The following is a 26106-nucleotide window of genomic DNA, read 5'->3' as shown; positions in this document are numbered from 1 at the left end:
TTGTTTAAACAATAAGTTTTCAATACTTTCGTTGATATAATAGACTAATTTTTTTATTCAAAAGAATGAAATCAAAAAAAATACTTTTGGCTGCTGCTGTTTTTTACTACGGAATTTCCGAGGCTCAGCAGTCCCAATACTTCGCCCAGAAGGAAAAATACAGATTCAGTTTAGCCGAAAATCTTTATCAGACCAAAATATACAATGCTTCCCAATACGAGTACGCAAGACAGTATTTTTACAATCAGCACTTGTCTCAATCGAAAAAGGAAGCTGCGCAGTTTTTTGATAATGTCATTGGAGTGATCCTTCAGAAAAACCATGCTGAAGAAGGGTTGGATGCTTTTATGAAAGAATATCCGAACTCTGCCTATTTTGCTCAGGCAAACATGCCTTTGGCAGATTACTACTTAGCTAAAAAAGATTTTGAAAAAGCACTGGAAACGTTGAAGAAAGTGAACCAGTATCAGCTTTCCAAGGAAGAAAATACCCAATATATCCTGAAATTAGGATATGCTAAATTCATGATGGGGGATTCCAAAGGAGCTGTGGATGCCTTGGAAGAAGCATATAAAACGGCCGATGAATCTCAGAAAGGAGATATTGCCTACATGCTAGGACATTTGTACTATACCAACAGACAAAATGATAAGGCATTCCAGTTTTTCGATTCTATAAAGGACCAGGAGAAATATTCGAAGCTGGTGCGTCCGTACTATGTGCAGATGTATTATAATGATAAGGATTATGATAAGGCTATTTCTGAAGGAAATGCTTTATTGAATGAAGATATTTCCGATTCCTATAAAGCGGAAGTTCATAAGATTATCGGAGAAAGCTACTTCATGAAAAAGGACTATACTTCGGCATATCCTCACTTGAAAGATTACCTGAGTGTTCAGCAGAACCCTTCTGAAAATGACCTTTATGAAATGGGATTCGTAGCCGCACAGCTTAAAAAATATGATGAAGCCGTTTCCTATTATAATCAATTGATCAACAGCAATTCTGCGTTGGCACAAAATGCATATTATCAGTTAGGAAATGCTTACCTGGCTGTTGATAAAAAACAGGAAGCACTTTCTGCTTTCCGTTCGTCTTATCAGATGGATTATGATGCTAAAGTGAAGAAACTGGCTCATGAACAATATGCAAAGCTAAGTTATGATATTGGTAACCCATTCGAAAGTGCATCAACGGTTCTTCAAAATTATATCAATGAAAACCAAAATGATCCGAATACACCGGAAATGAGATCATTATTGGTGAAATCATATTTATATTCAGGAAACTATAAAGAAACCCTGAATGCGATCGACAAGCTTCAGAGCTCCTCTCCGGATATTGATAAGGTGGACCAGGAGGTATCCTACTTATTGGGAACAGAGGAATTCAACAAAGGGAACTATGATGAAGCGGAAAAGTATTTCTTAAGAAGTTTAGAATTTGATATTAATAAGGAATTTAATAACAGAGCTTTATATTGGCTTGGACAGGTATATTATCAGAAAGGTAATTATCCTTCTGCCATTGTACGTTATGAAAAGCTTCTTAACGAAAACTTCCCTGAAAAGCAACAATTGCCTTATGATTTGGGGTATGCTTACTTTAAATCTAAAAAGTTTGATCAGGCTGAAAAATATTTCAAACAATATCTGGCGAATCCGAAACCGGAATTTAAAAATGATGCGGAACTTCGTTTAGCGGATATTCATTATGCCAATAATGATCTGAATGAAGCCATTGCCATTTATGATAAAAATGAAGATGCAACGGATTATACTTTATACCAAAAAGCGATGGCTTTAGGATTTAAAGGAGATACACAGGCAAAGATCAATAGCTTGAAAACATTATTGTCCAAATATCCGGATTCTGAATATTATGATGATGCTCAGTATGAAATGGGTACTGCTTATGCTGCTCAGGATGATTTTGCCAATTCCAATGATTCTTTTGCTAAGGTGATTAAATCTTCTTCAGACAAAGATCTGATTGCCAATGCCTCTATTTACAGAGCGCAGAATTATATTGATATGAACCAGAGTGATAAGGCTCTTTCTGAGCTGAGATCTTTAGGGGAACAATATAAAAACACGGCGTATGCAGAGAAAATTGTTCAGGCTGCAAAACCGATCTTCACGAAAAATGGTGACGCCGCAGGATATGAAAGCTTTGCCAGAAATATTGGCGTGAATATAGAGGCTGCCGAAATTGATGAAATCAACCTTTCCACAGGAAATCAATATTTTGCGAAGAAAGATTATAAGAATGCTATTTCTTACTATGAAAAATATTTAACGCAAAACCCTACAGGAGAAGGGCTTTATCAGGCTAAATACGAATTGGGAGAGAGCTATTATCAGACTAATAATGCAACCAAAGCTTTGCTGGTATTACAGGAAGTAGCGAATGTTCAGAATGATTACCAGGATGATGCACAAACCCGTATTGCTCAGATTTATGTAGCACAGGGAAATAGCGCGGAAGCTAAAAAGTACCTTGAAAATATCAGAAATTCTTCCAATGTAAGCATCAGAAACTATGCTAATGTGGAATTGATGAAGATGTATGCGGAAGAGAAAAATTTCTCAGAAGCTGAAAAATTAGCAGATGCAGTGATTGCAAACAACAAAAACTCAGCAGCAGTAATAGAAACTGCCAAAGTGATCAAAGCAAGAAGCTTAATGAATTCCGGAAAAGATAAAGATGCACAGGCAGCCTATACTTCCCTGGAAAAATCATCCAATACGGAAGTAGCAGCAGAAGCTTTATATGCAAAAGCCTATTATCAGAATAAAGGAAAAGCGTTCAAATCTTCTAATGAAACCATCTTCAAATTAGCTAATAATTATGCTTCAGAGGAATATTGGGGGGCAAAAGCATTGGTGTTGATGGCTAAAAACTATATTGGATTAAAAGATAATTATCAGGCGAGCTATACTTGCGACCAGATTATTTCCAATTACCAGGATTTCCCTGAAATCGTTGCGGAGGCTAAAGAAGTGAAGAAACAAATTAAAAAGTAAAAATGTACTGTCGTATTCATGTAAAATGTATTCATGAAATCTCATTAATACCCTTTACTTAATACTTAAATACAAAAAATAATGAACAGAAGAATTCAATTATTATCCATATTATTTTTAGGAATTTCGCCGTTTGCGTTTTCCCAGATCAAGGAAGAAAAGCTGATTCTTAATAAAAAAAGAGAGCCGGAAGTTAAAAAGATCGAAAAGAAAAAAACTTCTGTGGAAACCATTAAGAATTATCCGCCGGAGGAGAAATCTCAGAACCCTGTAAAATACAACATTACAGATGTTCCTGCAGTTTCGGATTTCAAGACTTCAACCATTCAGGGGGAAGATGTGACTCCGAAATTTGATGCAACGGCTCAAAACAATTATTTTCAGTTCGGAATGGGAAATTACGGGAAAATCCTTGCGGATGCTAATATTTCCACGACCTTGGAAAATAAGATTGAAGTAGGAGGGGATGTTCATGTACTTTCCACTAATGGGTTGAAAAAGGATTATGCATGGGATTCCAAGCAAAATTCAGCAACGTTGGGAGCATTTTTAAATGCGTATGGAGAGAAAGGAAAATTCAACGCCAATGCGGAATATGGTTTGAATAATTATAACTATTACGGGATTTATGCCTTAGAGCCTGCTTCAGATGTTGATTTGAAACAAAAGGTGAATCAGTTTAAGGTAAATGGATACTACGATTTTTATTCCAATGAAATTTTGAATGATGTGAGAGTAAAATCTTCATTTCTGAAAGATCATTTTGAAGCACAGGAAAATCAGGCTTCCATTTTGGCCAATTTCTCAAAACATGCTGTTGAATTAGGGAAATCGGATGTGGTTTTAAATGCGGATTTAGGAGTTGGTTTGGAAACGGTGAAAACAGATTTTGCCATCAGAGACAGAAATTCGGCTAATTTTTTCAATACAAGTTTATCTCCAAAGGTTACTTTTGCTAAAGGAGAAACCTATTTAATGTTGGGATCATCATTTAATTTTCTGAATGCTAAGAATTCCAATGATTTGATGGCGGAGGAAATGAAAAATAATAAGACCTACTGGTTCCCACAGGCGGAATTCCAGTTGGCTGCCTCCAAAGAATTTAAATTTTATGGTGGAGTTGATGGAGGTTTGAAATTGAATACATATGGCGATCTTTTACAGGATAATCCATTCATTCTTTCGGATCAGATGTTGAGACCAACAGAAACCAAATATCATTTTTATGCGGGGATAAGAGGAGATTTTGATGAAACAATCAAGTACGATTTCTCTGCTGGTTTCGGAAAAATGAGAGATATTATGTTCTTCAAAGCAAATGACCTGTTCAGTTATGATGCTCAGGAACGTTCTGCTTATAATTTTGCCAATACATTCTCAGCCATTTATGATGATGGAAATGTGAGCGATATTAAAGGAAGCATTCAATATTTTCCTTTGGCGAACCTGATTTTAGACGGGGAAGTTCTTTTCAGAAAGTATGACCTTAAAAATTATGAGGATATTTACAATGTTCCATTGCTCAGTGCGAGTATCGGAGCTAAATATACAATGCTGGATAAAAAGTTATTGCTGGGATTCAAAGGAATTTTTGCAAGTGACAGAACCACTAATTCCTATACTTTAGAAGCAATTCAGACAACTCCGAATATTATTTATCAGTCTACGGAGGACAGAAATGATAAAGTAGGAGGATATGCAGACTTAAATCTTTCTGCAGAGTATAAAATTCACAAAAATTTCAGTATTTTCGCGCTCGGAAATAATCTTCTAAGCTCAAAATACCAGACGTACAAAGGATATAAAGTTCTTGGTGCACAGATTTTGGGAGGAGTAAAGATTACGTTCTAAAAATATAAGTAATGAGTAATAGGTAATGAGCAATGTAAATTACAGATTCTTATTATTCATTACTCATGAAACGGGCTGCATAGTTTAATGGATAGAACTTCGGATTTCGGCTCCGACAGTGAGGGTTCGAATCCTTCTGCGGTCACAGTGCTAAATAAACAACCTGCTGTAAAAACAGCAGGTTGTTTATTTTTAAAACCCTTATTTTGAATTTGGTCAAGAAAAATAGGATAGAATAACCTATTGCAACAAAGGTTTTCAAGCAGTTCTATTTAAAGAGAATCGTTAATTCTTTGCTGCCAATAATTCCGTGGGCGCATAACCGAATTGTTTTTTAAAGGCATATGAAAAGTGTGAAAGGTTTTCGAACCCTACCTCATAACAAACGTCAATCGGCTTCATCTTTTTTTCAACAAATTGGTAATGGGCTAATTCCAGTCGTTTTTTTGTGAGCCACCGCTGCGGTGTGAGATTGAATATTTTACTAAAATCCCTTTTAAAAGTGGTAAGGCTTCTCCCCGTTAGATACCCGAATTTTTCCAGTGGCAAGTTGAACATAAAGTTCTTTTCCATATATGCTGCCAAATCAATTTTTCCGGGTTCTTCAAAATTGGCAAGAACATTGTCTATTTCTTTATCGATCGCACGGAGGATGCTTATTGCTTCTGTGATTTTTAGGGAAGCTATGTTTTCCGGAATTTCCTGCATTTCAAAATAAGGAATCAGTGAGGAAAGGCAGCTTTTCAATAGCGGGTGATTATTGAAGCATTGTATTTTTTGTGAATGCTGCACATCGGGTTTTACATCCAGATCTGCATAAAAATTTTTTAGCTTATCCGCCGTTAAGTGCATGACAACTGTCTTATGCGGCTGCCCGTCTTTAGGATAGTTGATAATGGTAGCCAGCTGATTTCTTGGGATTAAGAAAATATCGCCCTTTTTAAAGAAATAGGTAGCATCAGCCTGTACAATTTTTGTTTCCCCGGAAATAAACCAGATCAGCATATGACACTCGAAACTGATATCCGATTTAAAGAATTTATCCTCATAGCAGGATAGTTTAATATCGTCTGTAATATATTTTGCTGTATATTCCATAATGATCGCTATTTGTTTGGCTTATAAGGTAAATAATGATATAAATATAAAGATTTCATATGATTACTTTGCTTAAAAGCCCATTTATTTGTATTTGAAGAACCGAAGTTAATATCGATTGTTAACCCTGTGTCCCTGCATTAGTAATATTTCTAAACAGATTGGCCGCCATCAACCAGAAAATTAGAACCGGTAATAAAGGAAGAGCTGCTTCCGGATAAAAAAGTTATCAGATCCGCTACTTCACTGGGTTTGCCTAATCTGGACAGGGGAATACTGTCAATTAGTTGGTGCTCCAACTGCTCATTCAGTCCTATTTTGTCCATAATTTCGGTGGCAATGGGACCGGGACTTACCGCATTAACACGGATATTCCGGGGAGCCAGTTCAAGAGCAGCTATTTTGACCACCGCATTGATAGCAGCTTTACTGGCCGCGTAAACCGATGCATTTGCCGGAGAAATCGTTGCCGAGGTTGATGACAGTAATATCACAGAGGCACCCTCATTGAGAATAGGAATAAACTTGCTAAGTGTAAAATAAGCACCTTTGAAATTGACATTCATGATTTCGTCAAACATATCTTCTTTCATTTGTTCTATAGTGTCAAATTTTGTGATCCCGGCATTGATCAGCAAAATGTCCACTTTGCCAAATTTTAGGGCGACATCATTCACCAGTTGATCAATATCAGATAATTTGGATTGATCAGCTATCAAACCCGTTACTCCCAGCTCGGCAGAAGCTTTTTCAATGGCTTCTTTTCTTCTGCCCGTAATGATTACGCTGGCTGATTCTTCTTTCAGTGCTTTTGCGGTAGCATACCCGATTCCGCTGTTGCCGCCTGTGATGACGGCAACTTTATGATCTAAGTTTTTCATTTTTAAGAAATTTGTATGATTAATTGATGTTGAATGGCACTCCGGTCATTTCTTCACTGAGATTCCATAAGCGCTTTGCTGAATTTTCATCCAACGAATATTGTTGAACACCGCTCTGATGCAGTTTTGCATTGGTTTGAACAGACGGATCTGTTGGCAGCAACTCAGCAATATCGTTGTCTTCAAGATACACGCCGCCTATTGTATCCAATAATGGACTGGTTGCGGCAAAAACAGTCGTGGCAGCACCTTGGGGAATGGTTTTCAATGCAGCAAGGACTTCCGGACGAATATTTCCGTCTTCATCCAAAAAGCCTAAGCTCTTCAAATACTCAGGGTCTGCATCTCTGCCTAATTCTGTCCCTGCGATAGAACCGGGATGTAAAGAGTATGCTCTTACATTGAAATCTTTGGCTCGGTTATCTAGCTCCAAAGCGAAAAGATTACTTGCAGTTTTCGACTGACCATAAGCCTGAAGGGTTTCATAATCCCTGTTTTCAAAATTTGGATCTTCAAAATTAAAGTCGGAATTATGATGTCCCAGAGAAGAAACATTCACAATCCTGGCTCCGTTTGCCTGTTTTAATGCGGGCCACAATTTTGCAGTAAGATGAAACTGACCCAAATGATTGGTGGCCAGTTGAGATTCAATTCCGCGCTCATCACGCTGCAAAGGAACCCACATAATGCCGGCATTGTTAATTAATAAATGAAGTGGTCTTCCTGATGAAATGAATTTTTCAGCAAATTTGTCAATAGAAGAGGGGATCATCATATCTGCTTCTTCAATTTCAATATTTGGTATCCCTTCCAGGTTCGCTTTCGCTTTTTCCACGTTTCTTGCAAGAACAATAACCGTTGCGCCGGCTAATGCCAGTGTTTTTGTAGTTTCTAGCCCGATCCCTGCGCTGCCACCTGTTACAACTGCGATTGTACCGGTAAGGTCAATTCCTTTGATTACTTCTGTTGAAGTTGATGCTGCTGTGAAGCCAGAACCTATTGGTTTCTGTAAAGCTCCTTGATAATTGTTTGCGTTCATTTTTTAAAATTTGATTTTGTTAAGACAAAGGTAGAGGTCATTTGGACGATGAATTTTGTTTAAACGTCCGAAATTACTTTGTTTAAAAGACCAGGAGAAAATAGTTTAGAACAGTGGTATTTTAAATGGTCTCGATTAGAGTTCAATTATTAACAATATTATTGCCTGTTTTTATAATAAGAAACACCAATATTTTATATATTAGAGGTGACTTCATTTCAACATAGCAATACACTTTAGCCAATATTAATCATGGAAAAAATCATCCTTATTTTAATCTGTTTACTTTTTCTGACGGGCTGTAAAAAGGAAAAGGTCATAGAATTGCAGGATTTCAACTTTAATAATAAAACGACAGCCTATTTCTCAGATAAAGATAAGTACAAAACGTATGACAACTATTATCAGATAAAGTCTGAAGTTATAGGTGTTGATACTATTGCAGACGGAGAGTTTATAGGAAGTGAAAAACCCATACGGATTGAATACAGGCAGGAAATGTTTTCTTATGAAGATGTTCTGGCGAGATTTGACGATTTTGATTTTAATGCCATCAATTTCGCCACCACTGTTGATGGCAGGATGATGGTTTTTAATGCGGTTGCGGGGAAGATTTCTTTAGAGGAAACTGAAAAGTTTGTAGAGCTGTTGGATGAAAAATATGGAAAGTCAAAAGTGAGCAAAGAAACCTTTATTAAGCCGTATGATATCTATACCTGGCATTTAGGAGACCGCATCATTAAATATTGTATAGTGGGTGACGATGGCAACAATACCATGAAAATTGAAGCCCGGCAGGCAAATAAGAATAGTAATAGCGGAGAAAAGGAATCTCATATAAGAGCTTTCCTTTATCTTATTAAAAATGAGTATGCCAATCAGGTCATAGGGAAGATGAATTCCGGTGACCTTTTGTATTGCAAATGATCCTGGTAAGTTGAGGAAAAATTATATTAATAAGAAGTAATCAGTATATAACATAAAAAAGACAATGCCGATACATCCAATACCTCCGGACGGAGGCATGTTATACAAAGAAACAGATATGGCTCAGTTGTTCCCTGAGCCGTTAAATGCTGTTACTGCCACATTTTTTTTAGCTATAGCCATTTTCTGGACTATCAAATTGAAGGGTAATTTCAAAGAATATCCCTTTTTAACTTACTGCCTGATTTTATTATATATCGGGGCCATAGGGGGAACTGTTTACCATGCATTCAGACAATGGCCAGTGTTTATCATGATGGATTGGCTGCCCATTATGTTACTCTGCCTGTCTGCCGGATTTTATTTTGTAGCTCAGAGCACCAGATGGTACTATGCGGTTGCAATGGTGCTGGGATATTTGGCACTTATGTTCGCTTTGAGAAACTGGATTCTGGCAGATAACACTTCTCTCTTTATCAACGTCAATTATGCAATCATGGCCTCATTTGTCCTTTTCTCGGTACTAAGGTATTTAATCTATACAAAATGGAAAGCCGGCCAATGGGTAGGCTTTGCTTTATTGTCGTTTGTTTTTGCATTGGTCTTCCGTATCGCTGATCAATGGGGATGGTTCAGTTTCGGAACTCACTTTTTATGGCATACTTTCGGGGCGGCGGCGACGTTTTGTATGTTTAATTATATTTTTCTTACGCGGGATAAAATTAGGAAGGGGTAGGTGTTTTTTTTTCTGCTGTGCAAAGGTTCTTTGCTTTTAAACTTCCAATGCCGGGAGAGTTCGGAGAATATTAGTTAATATTATAAAATATCTTCGACTTCAATCTCTTCAAGCATCTTTACACCATTAATAATCTCTGTAGATTCTAAAATTTGACTTAATTTAAAGTGTCTTATATGGCCATTTCGTAGAAGACAGTTTGCAACAATAAAAAAAGAATCTTCATTACTTTCTGGATCGATATAAGGTTCCTTATATAATACTTTAATAGTCCGATTAGTTATTTTGTTAAATTTATCCCTATATTTTATGAAATAATATTCTTGTTCATGGAAGGTATTTTCAGTGATGGGATAGAAAGTGGTCTTATATCTAGGATATGTAGGGGCAAAGATTGTTGATTTTTCAATAAAATCTAATGAATAAAGATTGTCTATTGTATATGATGATGTCTTTTGTTTTGCATAGTCAAATGCATTTATTTTGTAGTAATAGTGATTGAAAATGATCTCTATAGGTTTAATAATGTTATTTATCACCTTGTTAGAGCTATCTTCTAATTCTAATATGTGTTTTCCTTTTAAACTTGCAATTAAGAAATTATTTTCGGCAATTCCTGCCATAATCATCTCAATAAACTCTGTCTGATTAACAATAAAACCTAAAATTTTACTTGGTATAAATTCTTCTGAATACGATGAAGTTTTAGGATTATACCACTTACATTTAAAAATATATTTAGAAAGATCTTTTTCAATAGAGTCTGATTTAGTAGAAGAAAATCTTTTTTCCTCCTTATTTTTTACAATATCTATAATAGTCATTACTGGAGGTAGGAATTCAAGATGGTTATTTTCTTTATTTGTACGGATCCCATCTGAACTGTCAATAAAAATCTTTTTTTTATTGAGTTCGAAATCTACACTTTTCAAACAAACCATTTTATTCAGGTACAAATTTTTCAAATACTCTAAATCAAAATCATCTATTTTATTAAATTCATCAATTTTCAAATAGGTTTCTGAAACATCAAGTTTTTTTAATTGTTCAGCTTTAATCCATTTATCTATATATTTTCCCTCTTTTGTAGAATAATAATAACACCGAAGTTGAATTTCAGATTGTTTACCAGTTGAAGTGTTGTATTCATCTTTATTCAAAATTTCTCCAACAATCATAATTGGAGGTGTCATATCTGCATTTGCAGCAATTTTAATTTTATGATTTGTACTTAAATAAGGATGGTTTTGAAGACATACGAAATCTCCAATATTAAATGAACTCATTGTTAATTATTATCGTGGTTATTATTCCAAATATAAGAATTATTTCGTATTTTTGAGATGCTTGCAAGAAGAAGTGTAATTACGTTTAGAATAAGATAAAAGATCTTTTTAGATTTACTTATAACAAGTGGGTTATAAGGTTAGTGAATTTCATCGAAGGCTCACCGAAAGGACAGCCCGATACAAAGGAAATTAGTAGCAATTTACTAAGAATTATTGAAACTACCAAAAGGGTAACTTTATTTAATAACTTTATCATCTTTGTCTTCATAATTTATCAGTATAACTATTAGCTCTGGGATTACAGTCTCTGCTATGCTTAATACTATTTCCACCAATTACGGAATTATCAATGACTCAATATTAATAATTTGGGTACTTATCTGAGCGAAAGCTGTATGTAATTATAAAACGTTATTGACTTTTTGCAAGTATTTTTTATGAATGAGAAACCTAGCTGGCTTAAAGAAAAAGGCTACTTACATATTTCCCCCACTCTTAAAATAGGAGAAGAATGGCAACATTATTATCGTAACATTATTAATAAAAACTTTGTTGCGAGATATGCATTTTATCCACTTATTCATACAAATATAATTGATAGAAAATATAAGAAAGCAGATCCTGAAAAGCACAAAAGCCAAGGCAGAAAGCATTGCCATATTAATGTAAAAACGGGAAAAGCTGAAAAGTCAAGTAAGCTTAGGCCTTTGCATTATGCCAGTCATATGGATGCTTTGATTTATGGATATTACAAAGAAATTCTGGATGAATTGTATGAAAAGAAGTTGAAGGAAAATCCCCAATTAAATTCTTCAGTAAACGCATATCGTAAAATTGAAATCTCACAAGAAGATAAAAAAGGAAAAAGTACAATTCATTTTGCAAAAGAAGTATTTGAAGAAATCAAAAAGAGAGGTGAAAATGAAGAAGTTTGTGTTCTAACTTTTGATTTAAAAAGCTTCTTTTCAAGTTTGAATCATCAATTCTTAAAACAAAAATGGAAGTGGCTTCTAGGTGTTAATGAGCTTCCAAAAGATCATTACAATGTATTTAAAGCCTGTACAAAATTTAGATATGTTCTGCTTGATGACCTGAGAGTTCGAAATAATCGAAGCGGAAGAAAGTCAGGTTTTGATGAATCAAAACTTGCAAAGATTAGGAAAGAAAGAGGATACAAATGCTTCTTTCAAAGTAATGAAGAATTTCGGAGGACAATTAAAAACGGAAAATTGCGTGTTTATAAAAATCCTTTTTACTCCGAAGATAAAATTAACATTGGAATTCCACAAGGTCTGCCAATCAGTGCTTTACTAGCAAATTTGTATTTATACGACTTTGATCTGAATATTGTAACCGAGCTTGTTGAAGGTAGGGGAGCGTACTATAAACGATATTCGGATGATATTGTGGTAGTTTGCAAACCTAGCCAAGCGGAATTCATTGAAGAATATATTTATACTCTGGTAAAAGAAAGTAAAGTAAATATTAGTGAGAGTAAAACCGAAAACTTTATTTTTAGGAATGTTACATATTCTCCAAAGCATAATGATAAAAGACTAGCATGCTTTAAGATTGATAAAAAAACTAACCTTGAAACGGAAACACCATTATTATATCTAGGCTTTGAGTTTAGGGGATATAAAACTGTAATTAAATCTGCTAATTTATCAAAATATTATAGAAAAATAATTTCAGTTACAAAGCGAAGGTGTTATAGGGTTAAAAAAGTGTTAGATAAAAATCCAGAAGCAAAAGAAGCGATTTTTATGAATCAGGTTAAAAAGCTATATAATAAACCTTTAAAACTAAGTGATTCGGAAAGTTCTGAGAAAAAAAGTTTAAGAAGGAAATTTAGCTCATTAAAGAAAAATGAAAGAGGTTTTTACGAATTTTCTCATTATATACCTACAAACCCGAAAAAAGAGTCCAACTATTATTCTTATGTAAAACGATGTTGTTCAATTTTTGAGGAAGAACATTTTATGAATCAAATAAGAAAGAGAAAGCATATTGTATTTAGATGTATTAAAAAACATCTTAATTGATTTAACCATAAAATCTCCAAAATCGGAGACTTCAGAGAGTAGTGGTAATCATGTTTAGTTTAGTTTTTATAATTTTTTGATCTCATCTAAAGTAGATTTTAGTAGAGATGGAGCTTTTTTATTTATTAGGTCTAAATAAGAAATTTTTGATGCATTAAAGGTATCTATTGCAATGCAATATTCTTGTGAAATTTGATGATTGTTTGAATAATGTTTGTTTAAAAATTTGTACAATACCTCACAAAAAATACCAAGATTAGCTTTTGTAAAACCATTTAATTTTGGAACTAATAATAATGATCCAATAAATTCCTTTCCATTTTCTTCAAAATGAAATACTAAATCAGGATTAATATATATAGGAAAATTCTGTATGTTAATTATTTTTATTGATTTATGGATTGTCTCAAATTTAGTTATATTATTGGGTCTTAAATTTAAGATATCGAATTCTTTAAAACTTTTCAATATATCCAAATTTCTTTGATACATTTCTTTATCCTTTTTACTGTCAGTATTTTTTTGTCTATCTAATATATCTTTAATTTTCTCATCATAGTACTCATCTACACCATGTTTAAAAGTATTATATATTGAACTATTGCTAATACTCCAATAATTTCCACCACCATTTTTATCCTCTTCCTTTTTTTCCTTTGCCTTCCGTGTTTTAAGTTTTAATGCGAAATTACGTTTTGATTTATCAGAGCTTTTTGTTCTAAATTCGACTAATTCCTTAATTGTAATTTTTTCCATGACTATTGTAAGTTTTTAGATTTAAAGTAAATTTATGTTATCATTTCTTATGAAATGATATATAATGTCCAAACATATTTCTTTTTCCATTTTTTTGATTACGGCTTCCCGTAAACAATAAAAATAAAAAGCACTTCCAAATTTTAATTCAGTATTTCTACGGAATTTCTTGAAAATTTTCGAAAAAAAAATCCCAACTCTCGTCAGGATTTATTATTATATTTTTCGTAATTTATATTCCAACCATTTTAAAAAAGGTAGCAAGAGTCAAGTTCTTACCATGGCAAATTCGCATTATGGTAAGAAGGGAAATTTGATAGGTTTCGTCTTCTCTTATTCTTCGAACTGTCTTTTCATCAATGTTATGATCTACCGCAAATTTGCTGTTATTGTTCATAGGGATAACCCATTCATCCCTTATAAATTCAACAATTTTTCTATTTGCTTCTGTCATAGAAACAAATAAATTACATATTCTTATAAAAATCTCGGACTCAAATCCGAATACTTGTAATTTTTTACTACATTTATAAAAAAATACAAACAATGAAAAAAATACAAACAGATTTTGATCCCCGGTTTTGGGCAGGTAAGCGCTCCGGGTTACAGCTGATAGAGATTTTCTTTCAGTTCAATGAGCTGGATGTTTCCAAAGAAAGGCTCAGCAACATGATGAATTATGCAGTAAAGAGAAATAGCTGGATTCATGAAGATCATGCGGTCATCTTCCAGTTTCATCAGTCGATGAGGTCGCTGATCCGGGCAGGCTATCTCATGATGCTAAAGGAAAGGAAATGGACGGTTGATACCCGGCCGGAGAAGATTTCCCCGTGGGTTCTTGGCCTGCTTTCGGAAAAGGAATACCGGAACCCTCTGTTGGTTTTCAGAAAAGCCTTCAGGGAATACACCCTCAAAGAGTTTGATTATTTTATGTCCGGAATTGTCTATTTTTCAATGGGCACCTATGAAAACCTGCCGGAAAGAAATATCGTGATGCCTTACATCCATACAATGAAAATGCTGGATGCCGCACACCTTATTCTTCAAAGAAGGAGAGAAAAGGAGACGGCTGACATCAATTCAGGATAAGAAGATTGGGTGTAAATAAAAGGTGGGGAGTTGCGGTTATTGCCGTCTACCGGTTCGATATCGTTTCTTTCCTTTGGCTTAATGTCATTGGGGCAGAGGCAGTCATTATTTTTTCGGCAACCGGTTTACTGTTTTATAAGCCAAAAGCAGTAAATTCGTAAACAAACAACAACAAACAAAAATAATATGAAAACCATCATTAAATCTGCTGCCGTCCTTTTTGCAACCATGACCATCTCCCTGAATGCCTTTGCCCAGGAAACTAAAAAACCTGCCAGTCCTCCGGCTACTGCTACGGGGAAAATTAAAGATGCCACCATTACAATAGCCTATAGCAGTCCTTCCGTAAAAGAGCGTACCATATGGGGAGGTTTAGAAGCTTATGATAAAGTTTGGCGTGCGGGGGCCAATGAAGCCACTACTTTCGAAACGGATAAAGACATTACCGTTCAGGGTAAACCGCTGCCTGCAGGTAAATACAGCTTTTTCCTGATCCCTAAAGAATCCGGAACCTGGACAGCGATTTTTAATAAAGAACCAAAACAATGGGGTGCTTATAAATACGAAGAAGCAAAAGATGCCTTACGTGTTGATGTAAAAACAAAAGCTTTACCAACCAGACAGGAAAATTTAGTGTATAAAATAAACAATAACGGATTCACAATGGATTGGGATAAAATCTCAGTTCCCGTAGAGATAAAATAAATTTAAATTTAGAAATTAAAATCCCGGTTAATCCGGGGTTTTTTGTTTATCGTATGCGGTTGCATGTCAGAAAAGCTGGTACATGATGTTATTAAAATGAAAGCTTTCTGTTTTTACCATTTGGTAATTGAGGGCTTTGCACTTTACGCTATATTTACGTATGGAAGCGCTGATAAATTTTATCCTGCAATTTGGCGATCTGAACAAACAGCAGATCGATTTTTTGCTGAGCAAGGTTGAAATGCTCGAATTCAAAAAAAATGACTACCTGTCGGAAGCCGGGAAGGTGCCCCGTTATGTGGCGTTCGTGCTGGAGGGTGTGTTTCGTTTTTGTTATTACAATAACAAGAGTGAAGAGGTTACCAGTTATTTTGTGGACGAAGGTAATTTTGTAGTTGATAACGAGAAGTTCGAATCACAGATCGTGGCCTCGGAATATGTACAGGCTGTAACCGACTGCAAAGTTCTTGTTTTTAACAAAAAAGATTGGGACGAAATATCTGATACCATTGTGGGTTGGGAAATGATGAAGGCAAAAATGGTTAAAAAATGCCTTACGCTGGCCATGGAGCGTCGAAGTCCTCTGGTTTCAGAGGATGCCACCACACGTTATCTGTCATTCATTGAGGCGTTCCCCAACCTTATCAACCGTATCCCGCTTTCATATGTGGCTTCGTACCTTGGCATCACTCAGCAATCGTTAAGCCGTATCCGCCGTAATATCCGTTAACGGCGCTTTTTACCATTTGGTAAATGTTTTTTTGCTGCCATTTTCAATATTTGCATATTCATTAAATAATAAAAAAGATGAGCAAAAAGATCGTATTAATAACCGGGACAAATAGCGGCTTCGGCTGGCTTACCGCCCACAGCGTGGCGGCTCTGGGACACAAAGTATATGCCACGATGCGCGATACTAAAGGGCGCAATGCCGATAAAGCGGCTGCCCTTGCAGCCGTAGAGAACGTGACCGTTTTGGATGTTACCCTCACTGACGACGAGAGTGTGAAGCAGGCCGTTAACACCATTTTGGATAAAGAAGGCACTATTGATGTGCTGGTGAACAACGCAGGTTACGGGATGACCGGTGTAGCTGAGAGCTTTACCGTGGCTGATGTGCACACCACTTTTGATATCAACGTTTATGCCCCTTGGCGACTGATGAAACAGGTGTTACCCGCTATGCGTAAGCAAGTTGACGGACTGATTATTAACGTAACCAGTGGCTTTGGAAGGGTATCATTCCCGTTTGCTACCATGTATGCAGCCTCCAAGTTTGCCCTGGAAGGAATAAGCGAGGGTCTGCATTACGAGGTCAAGCGTTTAGGCATTGATGTGGCCATTGTGGAGCCAGGTGCTTTCCCTACCGAAATGCAGCAGAAGAACAACCCCGCATCTGATCAGGGAGTATTTGAGGGATACGGTGCTATTGCCGATATCCCAAACAAAATGGTAACCGCATTGGGTGGAGAGATGCATGCTAAAAAACCTAACCCGCAGGACGTTGCCGATGCTATTGTAAAACTTATCGGCACCCCAAAAGGCACCCGGCCTTTACGCACCGTGGTAGACCCTATAACCGGCCAATACATTGAAGCTGCCAACCAAGCTGTAGCCGAACAATTTGCCAAAGGACTGACAGTGTTCGGGATGGGAGAGTTACTGTAAAAAAACATACTTAATGAGAACGGCAGGAGCGTGGGCTACTGCCGTTTTTTATCTTTAAGTGACTAATTGAAAGACTGCCGAAACTCCAGCGGACTTTGATTGGTCTTGAGCTTAAAAAGTTTATTGAAGGATTGTGAATGCTCAAATCCCAGTTGATATGCGATCTCGCTGACAGACAATTCAGTTGTCGATAATTTTTCTTTTGCCTTATCGATTAATTTTTCATGGATCATCTGCTGTGCAGTTTGCCCGGTGAGTTGCTTGAGTAAACTGCTTAAATATTTCGGGGAAATATTCAGTTTGTCAGCCATATGCCGTACGGTTGGCAATCCTTTGGAAAGCAGATTGTCGTCATTGAAATAGTTCGTCAGCTCTTCCTCCAGCCGGTCAAGTATCGAATGGTTGGTTATCTTCCTGGTGATAAACTGACGTTCATAGAAGCGTTCGGCATAGTTTAGCATCGTTTCGAGATTGGAAATGATAATGTCCTGGCTGAATTTGTCAATATGGGAATGATACTCTTCTTTGATATTTTTTACAATGTCATTGATCAGCTGTTCTTCCCTGTCCGAAAGAAATAAGGCTTCATGGGTCGCATAACCGAAATATTCATACTTCTTTATTTTTTTGGCAAGCGAGGTATTCCATAAAAAGTCAGGATGTATAAATAGCATCCAGCCTTCCAGAGCAGGCGGTACACCGCTTTCTTCACCCCTTAAAATTTGACCGGGTGATAAAAAAGCCATTAAACCTTCGTCAAAATCATATTTTTGCTGGCCGTAATGTAAACCATCGCAACCTCTTTTCATTGAAATGACATACAGGTCAAAGATAACGGCTTCGATTCCTGTATCATTTCTCAGTCCTTTCAAATCAATGATACTGATCAGCGGATGATGAGGCTTGGGGAGTCCCATCAAACGATGTATCTCCGATATGGACCGGATCCTAAAAGGTGTTTTGTTTCCCATAATGCAATTTAGTTAATTTTTAAATGGATATTTCAGCCAGATCATGATCAATGGCATAAATAGGAAAGGTATTTCCAGCAGAATCATTTTATAATTCTCTGATCGTGCTGCCAGCGCCATGATCAGGGTAATCAACAGCGCGTTGAGCACATTGCCATAAAAGAATGTTCTGGGAAACAACAACAGGATACCGGTAATTATCGCCAGCGAACCCAAAAAAGGGATAGCCGTTTCAGTAATGCCCAGATCGGCCATTGCTTTTACTGATTCGGGATTACTTTTATAATTAAACGTATCCCAGCCGTGCTTAAAGTTTAACAATACCGAAAAGATGAGCAACAGCAATGAAATGATGTTCTTTATCATTAGCTGAGAATATAAGTGTTCATGATGTATCCCGCCAGGATCGCAATAGGTATACCTGTAAGCGCACTTACGAGTGCTTTTTTTGCCTTGTTGGGGTATTGTCCCCTGTGCCTGAAATACAGGAAGATTCCTATAGGCGGAGCGGCATTGGATAAGATCAGCCAGAACCTTGAAAGGTCGTCGTTACTATTTTTCATTTTTATTGTTTTTTAGGTTATTTTAAAAATTAATTCGTTGTTTAATATGGATACCTGATTAATCACCGATGTGCAAGTATCCTGAGAAAATTGCTTGAAATGTAGGGCTCTTTACCGAACGCGTTTCCAGTTAAAGGTTTTGCCAATCATAGGAATCCCTTTATAACCTCTGGTTTCAAGGTCATTGACGCTTTTTAGTTTAGCTTTCAGGCTATAGGTATTACCATCCTGTACGCTATACAGTTTGCCGTCAACATACTCACCATCTTTGAAGATAAGCGCCGAGATATGTACAATACCTTGTATAGACCTGTTCCTTAGTTTCTCGTTGGGATTTTTAACATCCTTTTTAGGAGTCTTACCGTCGGCTTCAAACATATCTTTTGACCATAAAAGTTTTGCAGAGTAGCTGCCTTCTGATCTGAAGATTTCTATTTTATAATCTACACATTGCCATACACCTACAATATTGTCGGGCGATATTTTCTGGGCAAAAGATGTCAGTGATATTAGCATCAGAACAACGGTTAAAATTGCTTTTTTCATAACTTTCTATTTATTTGTTATTGTTTAACTGTTTAAACTTTCCAAATTCTTTATGTCCCAGATTCATCAAGGCATTAGGTATAATGTGGCTGAGGAATTTTAGAATCTTTACCATAGATGGCTTTATCTCAGAAGTATTATTTTTAAGGCCTCTGATTGCAACATTCACCAATTTATCTACATCCATCATCTGATTGGAGTTTGTTTTCAGCACCCAGTCTTTTTGCAGGTTGGTATTAACCCCCGGAGGTATAAGTTCCATTACTTTTACGTTTGTATCTTTTAGTTGCAGGCGCAGTGCCATTGTAAAAGCATGGGTGCCCGCTTTTGAAGCACTGTATATCGGTGCAATGGAGTAGGGCATAAAGGCAATTGCGGAAGAAACATTCACAAGGGCAGCAGACTTCTGGGTAAGAAGATGAGGTAAAAACTGATACGCCATATGGATAGTGCCTGACAGGTTGATGTCAATCTCTCGGGTAATATTTTCAAGGTTATTAGAGGCATCCTGCATGTCAATCAGCCGCATTTCTCCGGCGTTGTTAATCACCACATTCAGTTCAGGGAACTGATGGGTAACGTCCTGATAAAGCTGCCTTATGTCTTCAGGGTTGCTTACATCGCTTTGAAAAGTATAAATATTTGGGAAGTGTTTTTTCACTTCTGTAAGCGCCTCGACTTTCCTTCCCGTGACAATGACCTTTGCTCCTTGTTCTGTCAGCTGTTTTACAAGTTCAAGGCCGATTCCGCTGGTTCCGCCTGTGATCAGGACCGTACTGTTTTTTAAATCCATACTGATATATTTTGATACAGCAAAGTTCAGCCAAGCAATTCAAGCAGATGTATCCAAAAGTCGCGGTGTTGTAGTAGAAAGGCCGAATCGATATAATAATGATCTGGACGGAATAAATATTTAATTTGATCAAGCTTTTGTGTGGCATTTTTCATACGGGTTATCATCCTGATTAATGAGAATTTTTCCCATCAATACTACACTCACGTGTAGCATTAAATCGCAAAACAGTAAGTAATTTTGTGGTAAATATAAACAGCATGGAAGAGCGTTATTCCCGAAACAGACTTTACATTACAGAAGAAGAGCAAGAGTACATCAAAAGCTTTTCAATTTTACTTGCTGGAAGCGGCATTGGAAGCAATATTGCTGAATGTGCCTTGCGTTTTGGTTTTGAAAATATTACAATAGTGGATGGAGATACAGTTTCTCTTTCCAATCTAAACAGGCAGAACTATACCCATCAGGATATTTCAGCCTATAAATCTGAAACACTGCATAACCGCTTAAAAAATATTAATCCCAATGCAAATATTAGTTTTGTAAAAGAGTTTATCACGAAGGACAATTTACATGAAATTATTGAAGGACATGATATTGCGATCAATGCTTTGGATTTTGACAGTAATATTCCATTGGTATTTGACGAAGCTTGCCAGAAGAAAAATATCAATATTTTGCATCCGTATAATTTGGGGTGGGGAGGTTTAGTGACAGTAATTACTCCAAAGGGGCTCCCACTGAATAGTCTGACCAGTGATGAGAACTTCAATGAGCTGAAAATGGTGGAATATGTTGCCGGTTATTTGAGATTCTGGGAAAAACCGAATGAATGGCTCGAAAAGATCATCAATGATTACAAAAACGAAAAAGAAAACCTGCCTCCACCACAATTAGCCGTTGCGTCATGGATGGTTGCAGGAATGTGCACTCATGTTATGTTTAATATTGCTACAGAGAAACCTTACAAGAAGTTTCCGCAGTTCTATATAACTTCAATTATGGAATAAGCTTATAAAAGCTTATAATTGGTTGCATACGATAAGGCTTCGGTAATATTGTTAACGCCTAATTTATCGAAGAGCTTTCGTCTGTGAAACTTCACGGTATCGGCTGTGACAAAGATTTTACTGGCAATTTCATTAATTGTTAATCCCTGTGCATATAGGCGTAAAATTTCCGACTCTCTTTCCGAGAGTTTTATTTTTTCTTCTTTTACCCATTTTTCTTCCTGAATATTATATTTCCACAGATCATCTGCTCCCTGTTTAAAAATAGATATGTTTCCGGATGTATAATTATGGGAAAGAGAAACAATACACATTGCCTTCCACATTTTACCATCCGGAGAAAGAAAAAGAGGAGTAAGCTTATGATTGATTAGAACAGCATTCTTACTTTCATTCACGATATGGAAATCATATGATATCGTGTAAAGCATTCTTTCTTCTACAGGGAGCTTTTCATAAAAATCAAATCCTATTTCATTGATCTTAAATAGAAGCTCCAGATCATCTTTCGTCACATGGCGAAAATAAAATGCATATCCCATTGCCTCAACTTCCTGTGGGGTATGATTACACAGAAATAATGGATTTTCAGAAACATATTCAAAAGTTTTCTTCTGATAATCGATTACATATATACTTTTATAGGTAATTCTTGAAAAGGCTTTGATGACATTCAGGTAGTCTCCAGATTTATAAAGCTCATTTTCTGATACATTTTCTACGGTATTCTTCTTAGAGAAAAATCTATTAATATCTTCCATTTTTTGTGGTTTTTGGTTATTAGCTGAACGATTACACTAAAGTGTAGTTTTCATTCAAAATTAATTAAATCTACACTTTAGTGTAGCTGATGCTCATCTCTAGTCCAATACTTTTACTAAAACTAATCGAAACTATGAAAAATATAAATTTCTACCAACTGGGAAATAGTAATGACCTACATGAGCTTTCTAAATTCGTAATTTACGAAAATTTTATTCACCATTCAAAGAGTTTTGATTTAAAAAAATTAAATAAAGAAATCGAAATTCTGTATAAAGAAGAACTAAGATTCAACAATTCAAAAGTATTTGTTTCAAAAGATGCTGATAATAATATCAGCGGTTCGATACGGGTTTTGAAATGGAATGGGAAAGATATATTGCCCATCGAAAAGCTTTTTGCCATTAAACCTTCTTCCATACTAGATAACAAACATGTAAATATCTGGCATATCGGAAGATTTGCCATTAAAAAATGTGAGGATAATGCGGGTTTCGGAACTTTTAAAACGTTAATGACTTTTGCCATCAATGAAGTATGCAAAAGTGAAAATTCCGTGGCTATCGCAGAATGTGATGTAAAGCTTTTAAAGATCTTAAAGTTGCTGGGAATTGAAGCGGAGATTCTGGCCGAGCCTATTTATTATTTAGGATCAGCTACTGTTCCTGTATTGTTCAGTTATAAGGGATTAAGAAGTTTTTTAGACAAGAATTATTACCTGATTCCTCAACATCAGATGCAACTACACAACAGTGTAGTTTTTCAGGAAATTGCTTAGAACTACACTATGGTGTAGCAAACAAAAAAAATCAACCCTATACTTTTGGAATATAAAATCAGAAATATGAAAACAACCCTTTCTATAACTATCTTATTCTTTTTGGGACTGAATTCAGTTGCAAATGCTCAAAGCATTTCGGGTAAGATAACTAATAGCAAAGGACAAGCAATACCATATGCAGAGGTTTCTGCTGAATATCAAAAAGAAAAATTTTATGCTATAGCGGATAACAAAGGATATTATAACCTGAAGGTTGCTAAAAACAATGATTACACGCTAAATATTTTTAACGACGGAGTAAAAGTTTTTACAGAAAGACAATCTATCAATGGAGATATTAATAAGGATATTGTTATCAATGACAATATAAAAACTACCGAAATACAGGGAGTGGTTGTAACCTCAAGCAGAAAAAAGCTTATAGAACAAAAAGTAGACAGACTGGTTTATAATGTTGAAAACTCAATAGCTTCTCAGGGAATGAGCGCAGCAGATGCACTGAAAAATACTCCTCTACTGAGAATGGATGATATGCAGGGGCTATCTATTGCCGGGAAAAGTAATGTGAACGTCATGATCAATGGTAAAATGCTAAATCTTTCAGGAAGTGAACTTACCAATTACCTACAATCTTTACGTTCCGATGATATCTCTAAAATAGAGGTCATTACAACACCACCAGCAAAATATGAAGCACAGGGAAACAGCGGATTGATCAATATTATCCTCAAAAGGAATACTAATTTCGGGTGGAGTGGTACTCTGAATAGCTCCTACCAGAGAAATACCAAAGATGGCTTCAGAAACGGAATTAATATTAATTATCGGGCAAATAAGTTTAATACTTCACTAAAGTTAAGACATTATGATAATGGATATACTCCTACAGGTACAAGGGATCTTATAAGTAGTACTCATAAAATCTATACGGAAGAAAGAAGGGAAGACAGAACATACGGATTGGGACTCAACTATAGTGTAGACTATGAAATCAATAAGAAATCAAACATAGGTTTTATTTATGATTATGGTGTTTCAAAATATACGATGGATTCCTACAACAAAAGTACATATGTGTCTGTAATGCAGGATTCTATTCTGGATACTCATGCTAAGCATAAATGGAAAACCCCAACCCATACTTTGTCTGCATATTATGATTTGAAGCTCGACAGTCTAGGGAAAAAATTGAGCGTGGTAGGTAACTTCCTGAATAACCGTCCGGATAAGATCAATAATTTTATAACTTCCAATCTTTCCAATTTCAATGAATCGATCGTAAGAAATACCAGTCTGATGAAATACAATGTGTATTCAGGACAGGCGGACCTTACTTTGCCATTTGGCTGGGGAAGCGTGGAAACAGGAGCCAAATATACTTTTCTGGATAATAATTCGGATGTGAGATATTATAATTATCTGGGAGGTCAATACATTATAGATCCGGAAAACAGTAATCTTTTCAAATATCGGGAACATAATTATGCACTATATGTAAGTTATGAGAAAAGCTTTGGGGAAAAATGGACGGCAAAAGCAGGATTAAGATATGAATATACCAAGTTGAACGGAAGCTCTCCCAATGTTTTGCACAGTGAAGTCAGTAGCGATTATGGTAAACTTTTTCCTTCCATATATGTAAGCTATAATCCCAATGAAAATAATGCTTTTTCAATCAATTACTCAAGAAGGATCACCCGTCCGGATTTCCAGTCGCTGAACCCCTTCCGATGGTATACCAATCCTTATATGTATTATACAGGGAACAGTGCATTACAACCATCATTTAATGATAATGTGGAAGTATCCTATACTTTTAAAAATAAACTCACGATTTCCGCGTATAATCAATATACAAAAAACGGATACAGCAGTATAGCGCGATTTTCTGACGGTATATACAGCAATATTAAAGAGAACAGCTATAACGAAAATAAACTTGGCTTAAATGTTTCTTACTATGATACTTTCTTTAAAGTATGGGAATTTTCAGGGGGCTTAACTGCTTCACACGGAAATACAAAGCCTTTGATTTCGGAGCTGCAGGAAATATCAGTAAGCTCACTAATGTACTATTTCTATAACACGATTACAGTTAATAAATCAAAAACCATACATCTGATGCTGAACTTCTGGCATTCCTTACCCTTTTCTTACGGAAGTACTTATATAAAAGATCAGTTGGAATTTTCCCCGGGAATCAAAGCTTCCTTGTTTGATAAGCAGCTTCAGTTAAGTGCAGTTGTAAGTGATGTTTTCCGAACCGTAAAAAACAGAGGATATACAGAATACACAGGATACAGAGAAAACTTCTCTCAATATAATGATTACAGAAGATTTACATTAAGTTTCACTTACACCTTCGGAAACAAGAATGTGAAAGGAGTATCCAAAAACATCAGATTTGAAGATAAAAACAGAGCCAACTAGACATTCACAGAATTAAAAATAAACGCGCGTCAGGAGCAACTCGAAAATCCTTACAAAAGAGTAGAGAACAATTTTAAAACTTAACAAAATGAAAACTAACAAATTTTCAGCTTTACAGCTAAACAAAAAAGCAATCGCAAGATTAAACGACAACCAATTGAATTCAGTAAAAGGAGGTAAAGGAGTTCCTGTATCTGCAGATTGTACAAATGGTGGTATCACTTGTAACGATGCAGGTTCAACTATCGTTGTTCAGACAAAAGTATCTTAATTAAGATCACAATTTAAAGTAATTAAAACAAAAGGAGAATCTCGAAAATCCTAAAAAAGAGTAGAGAATAATTTCAAAATATTAATACAATGAAAACTAACAAATTCTCAGCGTTACAGCTAAACAAAAAATCAATCGCAAAATTAAACGATAACCAACTAAGCACAGTAAAAGGAGGTAAAGGAGTTCCTGTAGCTGCTGACTGTACAGGTGGAGGGATTACTTGTAGCGGAGCTGGATCAACAATCGTTGTACAGACAAAAGTATCTTAATCAAGATCACAAATAAGTATGGTTTCTCTTTTCCGGAGAACCATACTTTTCAAACCATTAAAAACTAATACCAGGAGATTCTCGAAAATCCTAAAAAGAGTAGAGCCAATCCTAAAATATTAATAAGATGAAAACTAAAAAATTTTCAGCATTACAGATCAACAAAAAAGCTGTTGCAAACCTGAATGATGTTCAGTTGAACGCAGTGAAAGGAGGCAAAGGAGCTGTAGCCGGATGTTCAAACGGAGGTATTACCTGCGAAACACCGGGATCTACTGTAATAATCAAGACAAGAGTATCTTAATACTGCCTATACATCCGGCCTTCCATGAGAAGGAAGGCCGGATTTTAAATTTAATCTGAAAACTCGAATTATCATGAAATCCAACCCATTTTCAAAGCTGAAACTGAACAAAAAGTCAGTTGCTAAGCTGAACAAAGCCCAATTAAGTACAGTAAAGGGAGGCAAAGTTGTCCCTACACAGGATCTTAATTGTACAGAATTAGGTGTTACTTGTCCGATAGGAGGAGTTACGCTCGTTGTACAAACCCAAACAACATAAAAACTAACCAAACCCAACCCCGAAAACTCAA

27 protein-coding genes and 1 tRNA gene are annotated in these 26106 nt (G+C 35.9%); 17 read left to right on the top strand and 11 right to left on the bottom strand.

The features are described from left to right. Positions 1-65: 65 nt before the first annotated feature. The 3 genes from EGI05_RS04020 (at position 66) to EGI05_RS04010 (ending at position 5025) form a co-directional block, all read left to right on the top strand. The gene (locus EGI05_RS04020; protein ID WP_123261768.1) at positions 66-3029 is read left to right on the top strand and encodes a tetratricopeptide repeat protein; all 2964 of its coding nucleotides are present in this window, start codon (positions 66-68) and stop codon (positions 3027-3029) included. Positions 3030-3110: 81 nt separating this feature from the next. Beyond that, the gene (locus EGI05_RS04015; protein ID WP_123261767.1) at positions 3111-4880 is read left to right on the top strand and encodes a TonB-dependent receptor; all 1770 of its coding nucleotides are present in this window, start codon (positions 3111-3113) and stop codon (positions 4878-4880) included. A 73-nt stretch (positions 4881-4953) separates the two neighbouring features. Next, a tRNA-Arg gene (locus EGI05_RS04010) sits at positions 4954-5025 on the top strand. A gap of 140 nt (positions 5026-5165) precedes the next feature. On the opposite strand, the gene EGI05_RS04005 is transcribed toward EGI05_RS04010, so the two are convergent. The 3 genes from EGI05_RS04005 to EGI05_RS03995 form a co-directional block, all read right to left on the bottom strand. Continuing rightward, positions 5166-5978 carry a helix-turn-helix domain-containing protein gene (locus EGI05_RS04005; protein WP_123261766.1) on the bottom strand — a complete coding sequence of 271 codons (813 nt, stop codon included), beginning with the start codon at positions 5976-5978 and terminating at the stop codon, positions 5166-5168. 152 nt (positions 5979-6130) lie between these two features. Continuing rightward, complete coding sequence (locus EGI05_RS04000; RefSeq protein WP_123261765.1) at positions 6131-6859, bottom strand: SDR family NAD(P)-dependent oxidoreductase; 729 nt, start codon at positions 6857-6859, stop codon at positions 6131-6133. Between the two features lie 19 nt (positions 6860-6878). Continuing rightward, positions 6879-7898: an SDR family NAD(P)-dependent oxidoreductase gene (locus EGI05_RS03995; protein WP_123261764.1), complete on the bottom strand. Its 1020-nt coding sequence runs from the start codon at positions 7896-7898 to the stop codon at positions 6879-6881. 252 nt (positions 7899-8150) lie between these two features. On the opposite strand from EGI05_RS03995, the gene EGI05_RS03990 reads away from it, so the two are divergent. Both EGI05_RS03990 and EGI05_RS03985 read left to right on the top strand, forming a co-directional pair. Further along, a complete protein-coding gene (locus tag EGI05_RS03990) occupies positions 8151-8825 on the top strand; it encodes a hypothetical protein (RefSeq protein ID WP_123261763.1) in 675 nt (224 codons plus the stop codon). Positions 8826-8889: 64 nt separating this feature from the next. Further along, a complete protein-coding gene (locus EGI05_RS03985; protein WP_123261762.1) occupies positions 8890-9561 on the top strand; it encodes a hypothetical protein in 672 nt (223 codons plus the stop codon). A gap of 80 nt (positions 9562-9641) precedes the next feature. Here EGI05_RS03985 and EGI05_RS03980 read toward each other — a convergent pair whose 3' ends face one another. Beyond that, entirely contained in the window at positions 9642-10847 is a 1206-nt protein-coding gene (locus tag EGI05_RS03980; protein WP_123261761.1) for a hypothetical protein, read from the bottom strand. A gap of 440 nt (positions 10848-11287) precedes the next feature. On the opposite strand from EGI05_RS03980, the gene EGI05_RS03975 reads away from it, so the two are divergent. Continuing rightward, positions 11288-12895 carry a reverse transcriptase domain-containing protein gene (locus EGI05_RS03975; protein WP_123261760.1) on the top strand — a complete coding sequence of 536 codons (1608 nt, stop codon included), beginning with the start codon at positions 11288-11290 and terminating at the stop codon, positions 12893-12895. 66 nt (positions 12896-12961) lie between these two features. Here the strand turns inward: EGI05_RS03975 and EGI05_RS03970 are convergent, their stop codons facing one another. Beyond that, positions 12962-13651, bottom strand: a complete 690-nt coding sequence (locus EGI05_RS03970; protein WP_123261759.1) for a hypothetical protein — start codon at positions 13649-13651, stop codon at positions 12962-12964. Positions 13652-14197: 546 nt separating this feature from the next. Between EGI05_RS03970 and EGI05_RS03960 the strand changes: the two genes are divergently transcribed. The 4 genes from EGI05_RS03960 (at position 14198) to EGI05_RS03945 (ending at position 17113) form a co-directional block, all read left to right on the top strand. Then, on the top strand, positions 14198-14740 hold the full coding sequence (locus tag EGI05_RS03960; RefSeq protein ID WP_123261758.1) for a hypothetical protein: 543 nt from the start codon (positions 14198-14200) through the stop codon (positions 14738-14740). Between the two features lie 186 nt (positions 14741-14926). Then, positions 14927-15445 (top strand): DUF2911 domain-containing protein, encoded by a 519-nt coding sequence (locus EGI05_RS03955; protein ID WP_123261757.1) that lies wholly within the window; start codon positions 14927-14929, stop codon positions 15443-15445. Positions 15446-15605: 160 nt separating this feature from the next. After that, entirely contained in the window at positions 15606-16175 is a 570-nt protein-coding gene (locus tag EGI05_RS03950) for a Crp/Fnr family transcriptional regulator (RefSeq protein WP_123261756.1), read from the top strand. Positions 16176-16252: 77 nt separating this feature from the next. Beyond that, positions 16253-17113, top strand: coding sequence for an SDR family oxidoreductase (locus tag EGI05_RS03945; protein WP_123261755.1), 861 nt, complete (start codon positions 16253-16255; stop codon positions 17111-17113). A gap of 62 nt (positions 17114-17175) precedes the next feature. On the opposite strand, the gene EGI05_RS03940 is transcribed toward EGI05_RS03945, so the two are convergent. From EGI05_RS03940 to EGI05_RS03920, 5 genes are all read right to left on the bottom strand, one after another. After that, complete coding sequence (locus tag EGI05_RS03940) at positions 17176-18084, bottom strand: helix-turn-helix domain-containing protein (RefSeq protein WP_123261754.1); 909 nt, start codon at positions 18082-18084, stop codon at positions 17176-17178. Between the two features lie 12 nt (positions 18085-18096). After that, positions 18097-18450 (bottom strand): hypothetical protein, encoded by a 354-nt coding sequence (locus EGI05_RS03935; protein ID WP_123261753.1) that lies wholly within the window; start codon positions 18448-18450, stop codon positions 18097-18099. After that, complete coding sequence (locus tag EGI05_RS03930) at positions 18450-18647, bottom strand: hypothetical protein (protein WP_123261752.1); 198 nt, start codon at positions 18645-18647, stop codon at positions 18450-18452. Before EGI05_RS03930 ends, EGI05_RS03935 begins: the two co-directional genes overlap by 1 nt. Positions 18648-18758: 111 nt before the next feature. Further along, the gene (locus EGI05_RS03925) at positions 18759-19193 is read right to left on the bottom strand and encodes a DUF2147 domain-containing protein (RefSeq protein WP_123261751.1); all 435 of its coding nucleotides are present in this window, start codon (positions 19191-19193) and stop codon (positions 18759-18761) included. Between the two features lie 10 nt (positions 19194-19203). Continuing rightward, the gene (locus EGI05_RS03920; protein WP_123261750.1) at positions 19204-19986 is read right to left on the bottom strand and encodes an SDR family oxidoreductase; all 783 of its coding nucleotides are present in this window, start codon (positions 19984-19986) and stop codon (positions 19204-19206) included. Between the two features lie 260 nt (positions 19987-20246). Between EGI05_RS03920 and EGI05_RS03915 the strand changes: the two genes are divergently transcribed. Beyond that, positions 20247-20996 (top strand): ThiF family adenylyltransferase, encoded by a 750-nt coding sequence (locus tag EGI05_RS03915; RefSeq protein WP_123261749.1) that lies wholly within the window; start codon positions 20247-20249, stop codon positions 20994-20996. A gap of 2 nt (positions 20997-20998) precedes the next feature. On the opposite strand, the gene EGI05_RS03910 is transcribed toward EGI05_RS03915, so the two are convergent. Then, positions 20999-21757, bottom strand: coding sequence for a response regulator transcription factor (locus EGI05_RS03910; protein ID WP_123261748.1), 759 nt, complete (start codon positions 21755-21757; stop codon positions 20999-21001). A gap of 134 nt (positions 21758-21891) precedes the next feature. Between EGI05_RS03910 and EGI05_RS03905 the strand changes: the two genes are divergently transcribed. The 6 genes from EGI05_RS03905 (at position 21892) to EGI05_RS03885 (ending at position 26075) form a co-directional block, all read left to right on the top strand. Next, entirely contained in the window at positions 21892-22536 is a 645-nt protein-coding gene (locus tag EGI05_RS03905) for a hypothetical protein (RefSeq protein ID WP_123261746.1), read from the top strand. A gap of 66 nt (positions 22537-22602) precedes the next feature. Then, positions 22603-24969 (top strand): outer membrane beta-barrel family protein, encoded by a 2367-nt coding sequence (locus tag EGI05_RS03900; protein WP_123261745.1) that lies wholly within the window; start codon positions 22603-22605, stop codon positions 24967-24969. 88 nt (positions 24970-25057) lie between these two features. Continuing rightward, a complete protein-coding gene (locus EGI05_RS03895) occupies positions 25058-25240 on the top strand; it encodes a class I lanthipeptide (RefSeq protein WP_123261743.1) in 183 nt (60 codons plus the stop codon). A gap of 89 nt (positions 25241-25329) precedes the next feature. After that, positions 25330-25512 (top strand): class I lanthipeptide, encoded by a 183-nt coding sequence (locus EGI05_RS03890; protein ID WP_123261742.1) that lies wholly within the window; start codon positions 25330-25332, stop codon positions 25510-25512. A gap of 127 nt (positions 25513-25639) precedes the next feature. Then, on the top strand, positions 25640-25816 hold the full coding sequence (locus EGI05_RS17935; protein ID WP_166668312.1) for a class I lanthipeptide: 177 nt from the start codon (positions 25640-25642) through the stop codon (positions 25814-25816). 73 nt (positions 25817-25889) lie between these two features. Further along, positions 25890-26075 (top strand): class I lanthipeptide, encoded by a 186-nt coding sequence (locus tag EGI05_RS03885; protein ID WP_123261741.1) that lies wholly within the window; start codon positions 25890-25892, stop codon positions 26073-26075. The last annotated feature ends 31 nt before the right edge of the window (positions 26076-26106 follow it).

The sequence above is a fragment of the Chryseobacterium daecheongense genome, assembly GCF_003729955.1.
Lineage (GTDB): Bacteria > Bacteroidota > Bacteroidia > Flavobacteriales > Weeksellaceae > Chryseobacterium > Chryseobacterium daecheongense.
Note: the sequence above shows the minus strand (reverse complement) of the source record. Positions and strands in the feature narration are given on the sequence as shown.

What these genes read in the sequence shown, in the direction of transcription:
- EGI05_RS04020 (WP_123261768.1), top strand. Translation starts at nt 66, where the DNA reads ATGAAATCAAAAAAAATACTTTTGGCTGCTGCTGTTTTTTACTACGGA.
- EGI05_RS04015 (WP_123261767.1), top strand. Translation starts at nt 3,111, where the DNA reads ATGAACAGAAGAATTCAATTATTATCCATATTATTTTTAGGAATTTCG.
- EGI05_RS04005 (WP_123261766.1), bottom strand. Translation starts at nt 5,978, where the DNA reads ATGGAATATACAGCAAAATATATTACAGACGATATTAAACTATCCTGC.
- EGI05_RS04000 (WP_123261765.1), bottom strand. Translation starts at nt 6,859, where the DNA reads ATGAAAAACTTAGATCATAAAGTTGCCGTCATCACAGGCGGCAACAGC.
- EGI05_RS03995 (WP_123261764.1), bottom strand. Translation starts at nt 7,898, where the DNA reads ATGAACGCAAACAATTATCAAGGAGCTTTACAGAAACCAATAGGTTCT.
- EGI05_RS03990 (WP_123261763.1), top strand. Translation starts at nt 8,151, where the DNA reads ATGGAAAAAATCATCCTTATTTTAATCTGTTTACTTTTTCTGACGGGC.
- EGI05_RS03985 (WP_123261762.1), top strand. Translation starts at nt 8,890, where the DNA reads ATGCCGATACATCCAATACCTCCGGACGGAGGCATGTTATACAAAGAA.
- EGI05_RS03980 (WP_123261761.1), bottom strand. Translation starts at nt 10,847, where the DNA reads ATGAGTTCATTTAATATTGGAGATTTCGTATGTCTTCAAAACCATCCT.
- EGI05_RS03975 (WP_123261760.1), top strand. Translation starts at nt 11,288, where the DNA reads ATGAATGAGAAACCTAGCTGGCTTAAAGAAAAAGGCTACTTACATATT.
- EGI05_RS03970 (WP_123261759.1), bottom strand. Translation starts at nt 13,651, where the DNA reads ATGGAAAAAATTACAATTAAGGAATTAGTCGAATTTAGAACAAAAAGC.
- EGI05_RS03960 (WP_123261758.1), top strand. Translation starts at nt 14,198, where the DNA reads ATGAAAAAAATACAAACAGATTTTGATCCCCGGTTTTGGGCAGGTAAG.
- EGI05_RS03955 (WP_123261757.1), top strand. Translation starts at nt 14,927, where the DNA reads ATGAAAACCATCATTAAATCTGCTGCCGTCCTTTTTGCAACCATGACC.
- EGI05_RS03950 (WP_123261756.1), top strand. Translation starts at nt 15,606, where the DNA reads ATGGAAGCGCTGATAAATTTTATCCTGCAATTTGGCGATCTGAACAAA.
- EGI05_RS03945 (WP_123261755.1), top strand. Translation starts at nt 16,253, where the DNA reads ATGAGCAAAAAGATCGTATTAATAACCGGGACAAATAGCGGCTTCGGC.
- EGI05_RS03940 (WP_123261754.1), bottom strand. Translation starts at nt 18,084, where the DNA reads ATGGGAAACAAAACACCTTTTAGGATCCGGTCCATATCGGAGATACAT.
- EGI05_RS03935 (WP_123261753.1), bottom strand. Translation starts at nt 18,450, where the DNA reads ATGATAAAGAACATCATTTCATTGCTGTTGCTCATCTTTTCGGTATTG.
- EGI05_RS03930 (WP_123261752.1), bottom strand. Translation starts at nt 18,647, where the DNA reads ATGAAAAATAGTAACGACGACCTTTCAAGGTTCTGGCTGATCTTATCC.
- EGI05_RS03925 (WP_123261751.1), bottom strand. Translation starts at nt 19,193, where the DNA reads ATGAAAAAAGCAATTTTAACCGTTGTTCTGATGCTAATATCACTGACA.
- EGI05_RS03920 (WP_123261750.1), bottom strand. Translation starts at nt 19,986, where the DNA reads ATGGATTTAAAAAACAGTACGGTCCTGATCACAGGCGGAACCAGCGGA.
- EGI05_RS03915 (WP_123261749.1), top strand. Translation starts at nt 20,247, where the DNA reads ATGGAAGAGCGTTATTCCCGAAACAGACTTTACATTACAGAAGAAGAG.
- EGI05_RS03910 (WP_123261748.1), bottom strand. Translation starts at nt 21,757, where the DNA reads ATGGAAGATATTAATAGATTTTTCTCTAAGAAGAATACCGTAGAAAAT.
- EGI05_RS03905 (WP_123261746.1), top strand. Translation starts at nt 21,892, where the DNA reads ATGAAAAATATAAATTTCTACCAACTGGGAAATAGTAATGACCTACAT.
- EGI05_RS03900 (WP_123261745.1), top strand. Translation starts at nt 22,603, where the DNA reads ATGAAAACAACCCTTTCTATAACTATCTTATTCTTTTTGGGACTGAAT.
- EGI05_RS03895 (WP_123261743.1), top strand. Translation starts at nt 25,058, where the DNA reads ATGAAAACTAACAAATTTTCAGCTTTACAGCTAAACAAAAAAGCAATC.
- EGI05_RS03890 (WP_123261742.1), top strand. Translation starts at nt 25,330, where the DNA reads ATGAAAACTAACAAATTCTCAGCGTTACAGCTAAACAAAAAATCAATC.
- EGI05_RS17935 (WP_166668312.1), top strand. Translation starts at nt 25,640, where the DNA reads ATGAAAACTAAAAAATTTTCAGCATTACAGATCAACAAAAAAGCTGTT.
- EGI05_RS03885 (WP_123261741.1), top strand. Translation starts at nt 25,890, where the DNA reads ATGAAATCCAACCCATTTTCAAAGCTGAAACTGAACAAAAAGTCAGTT.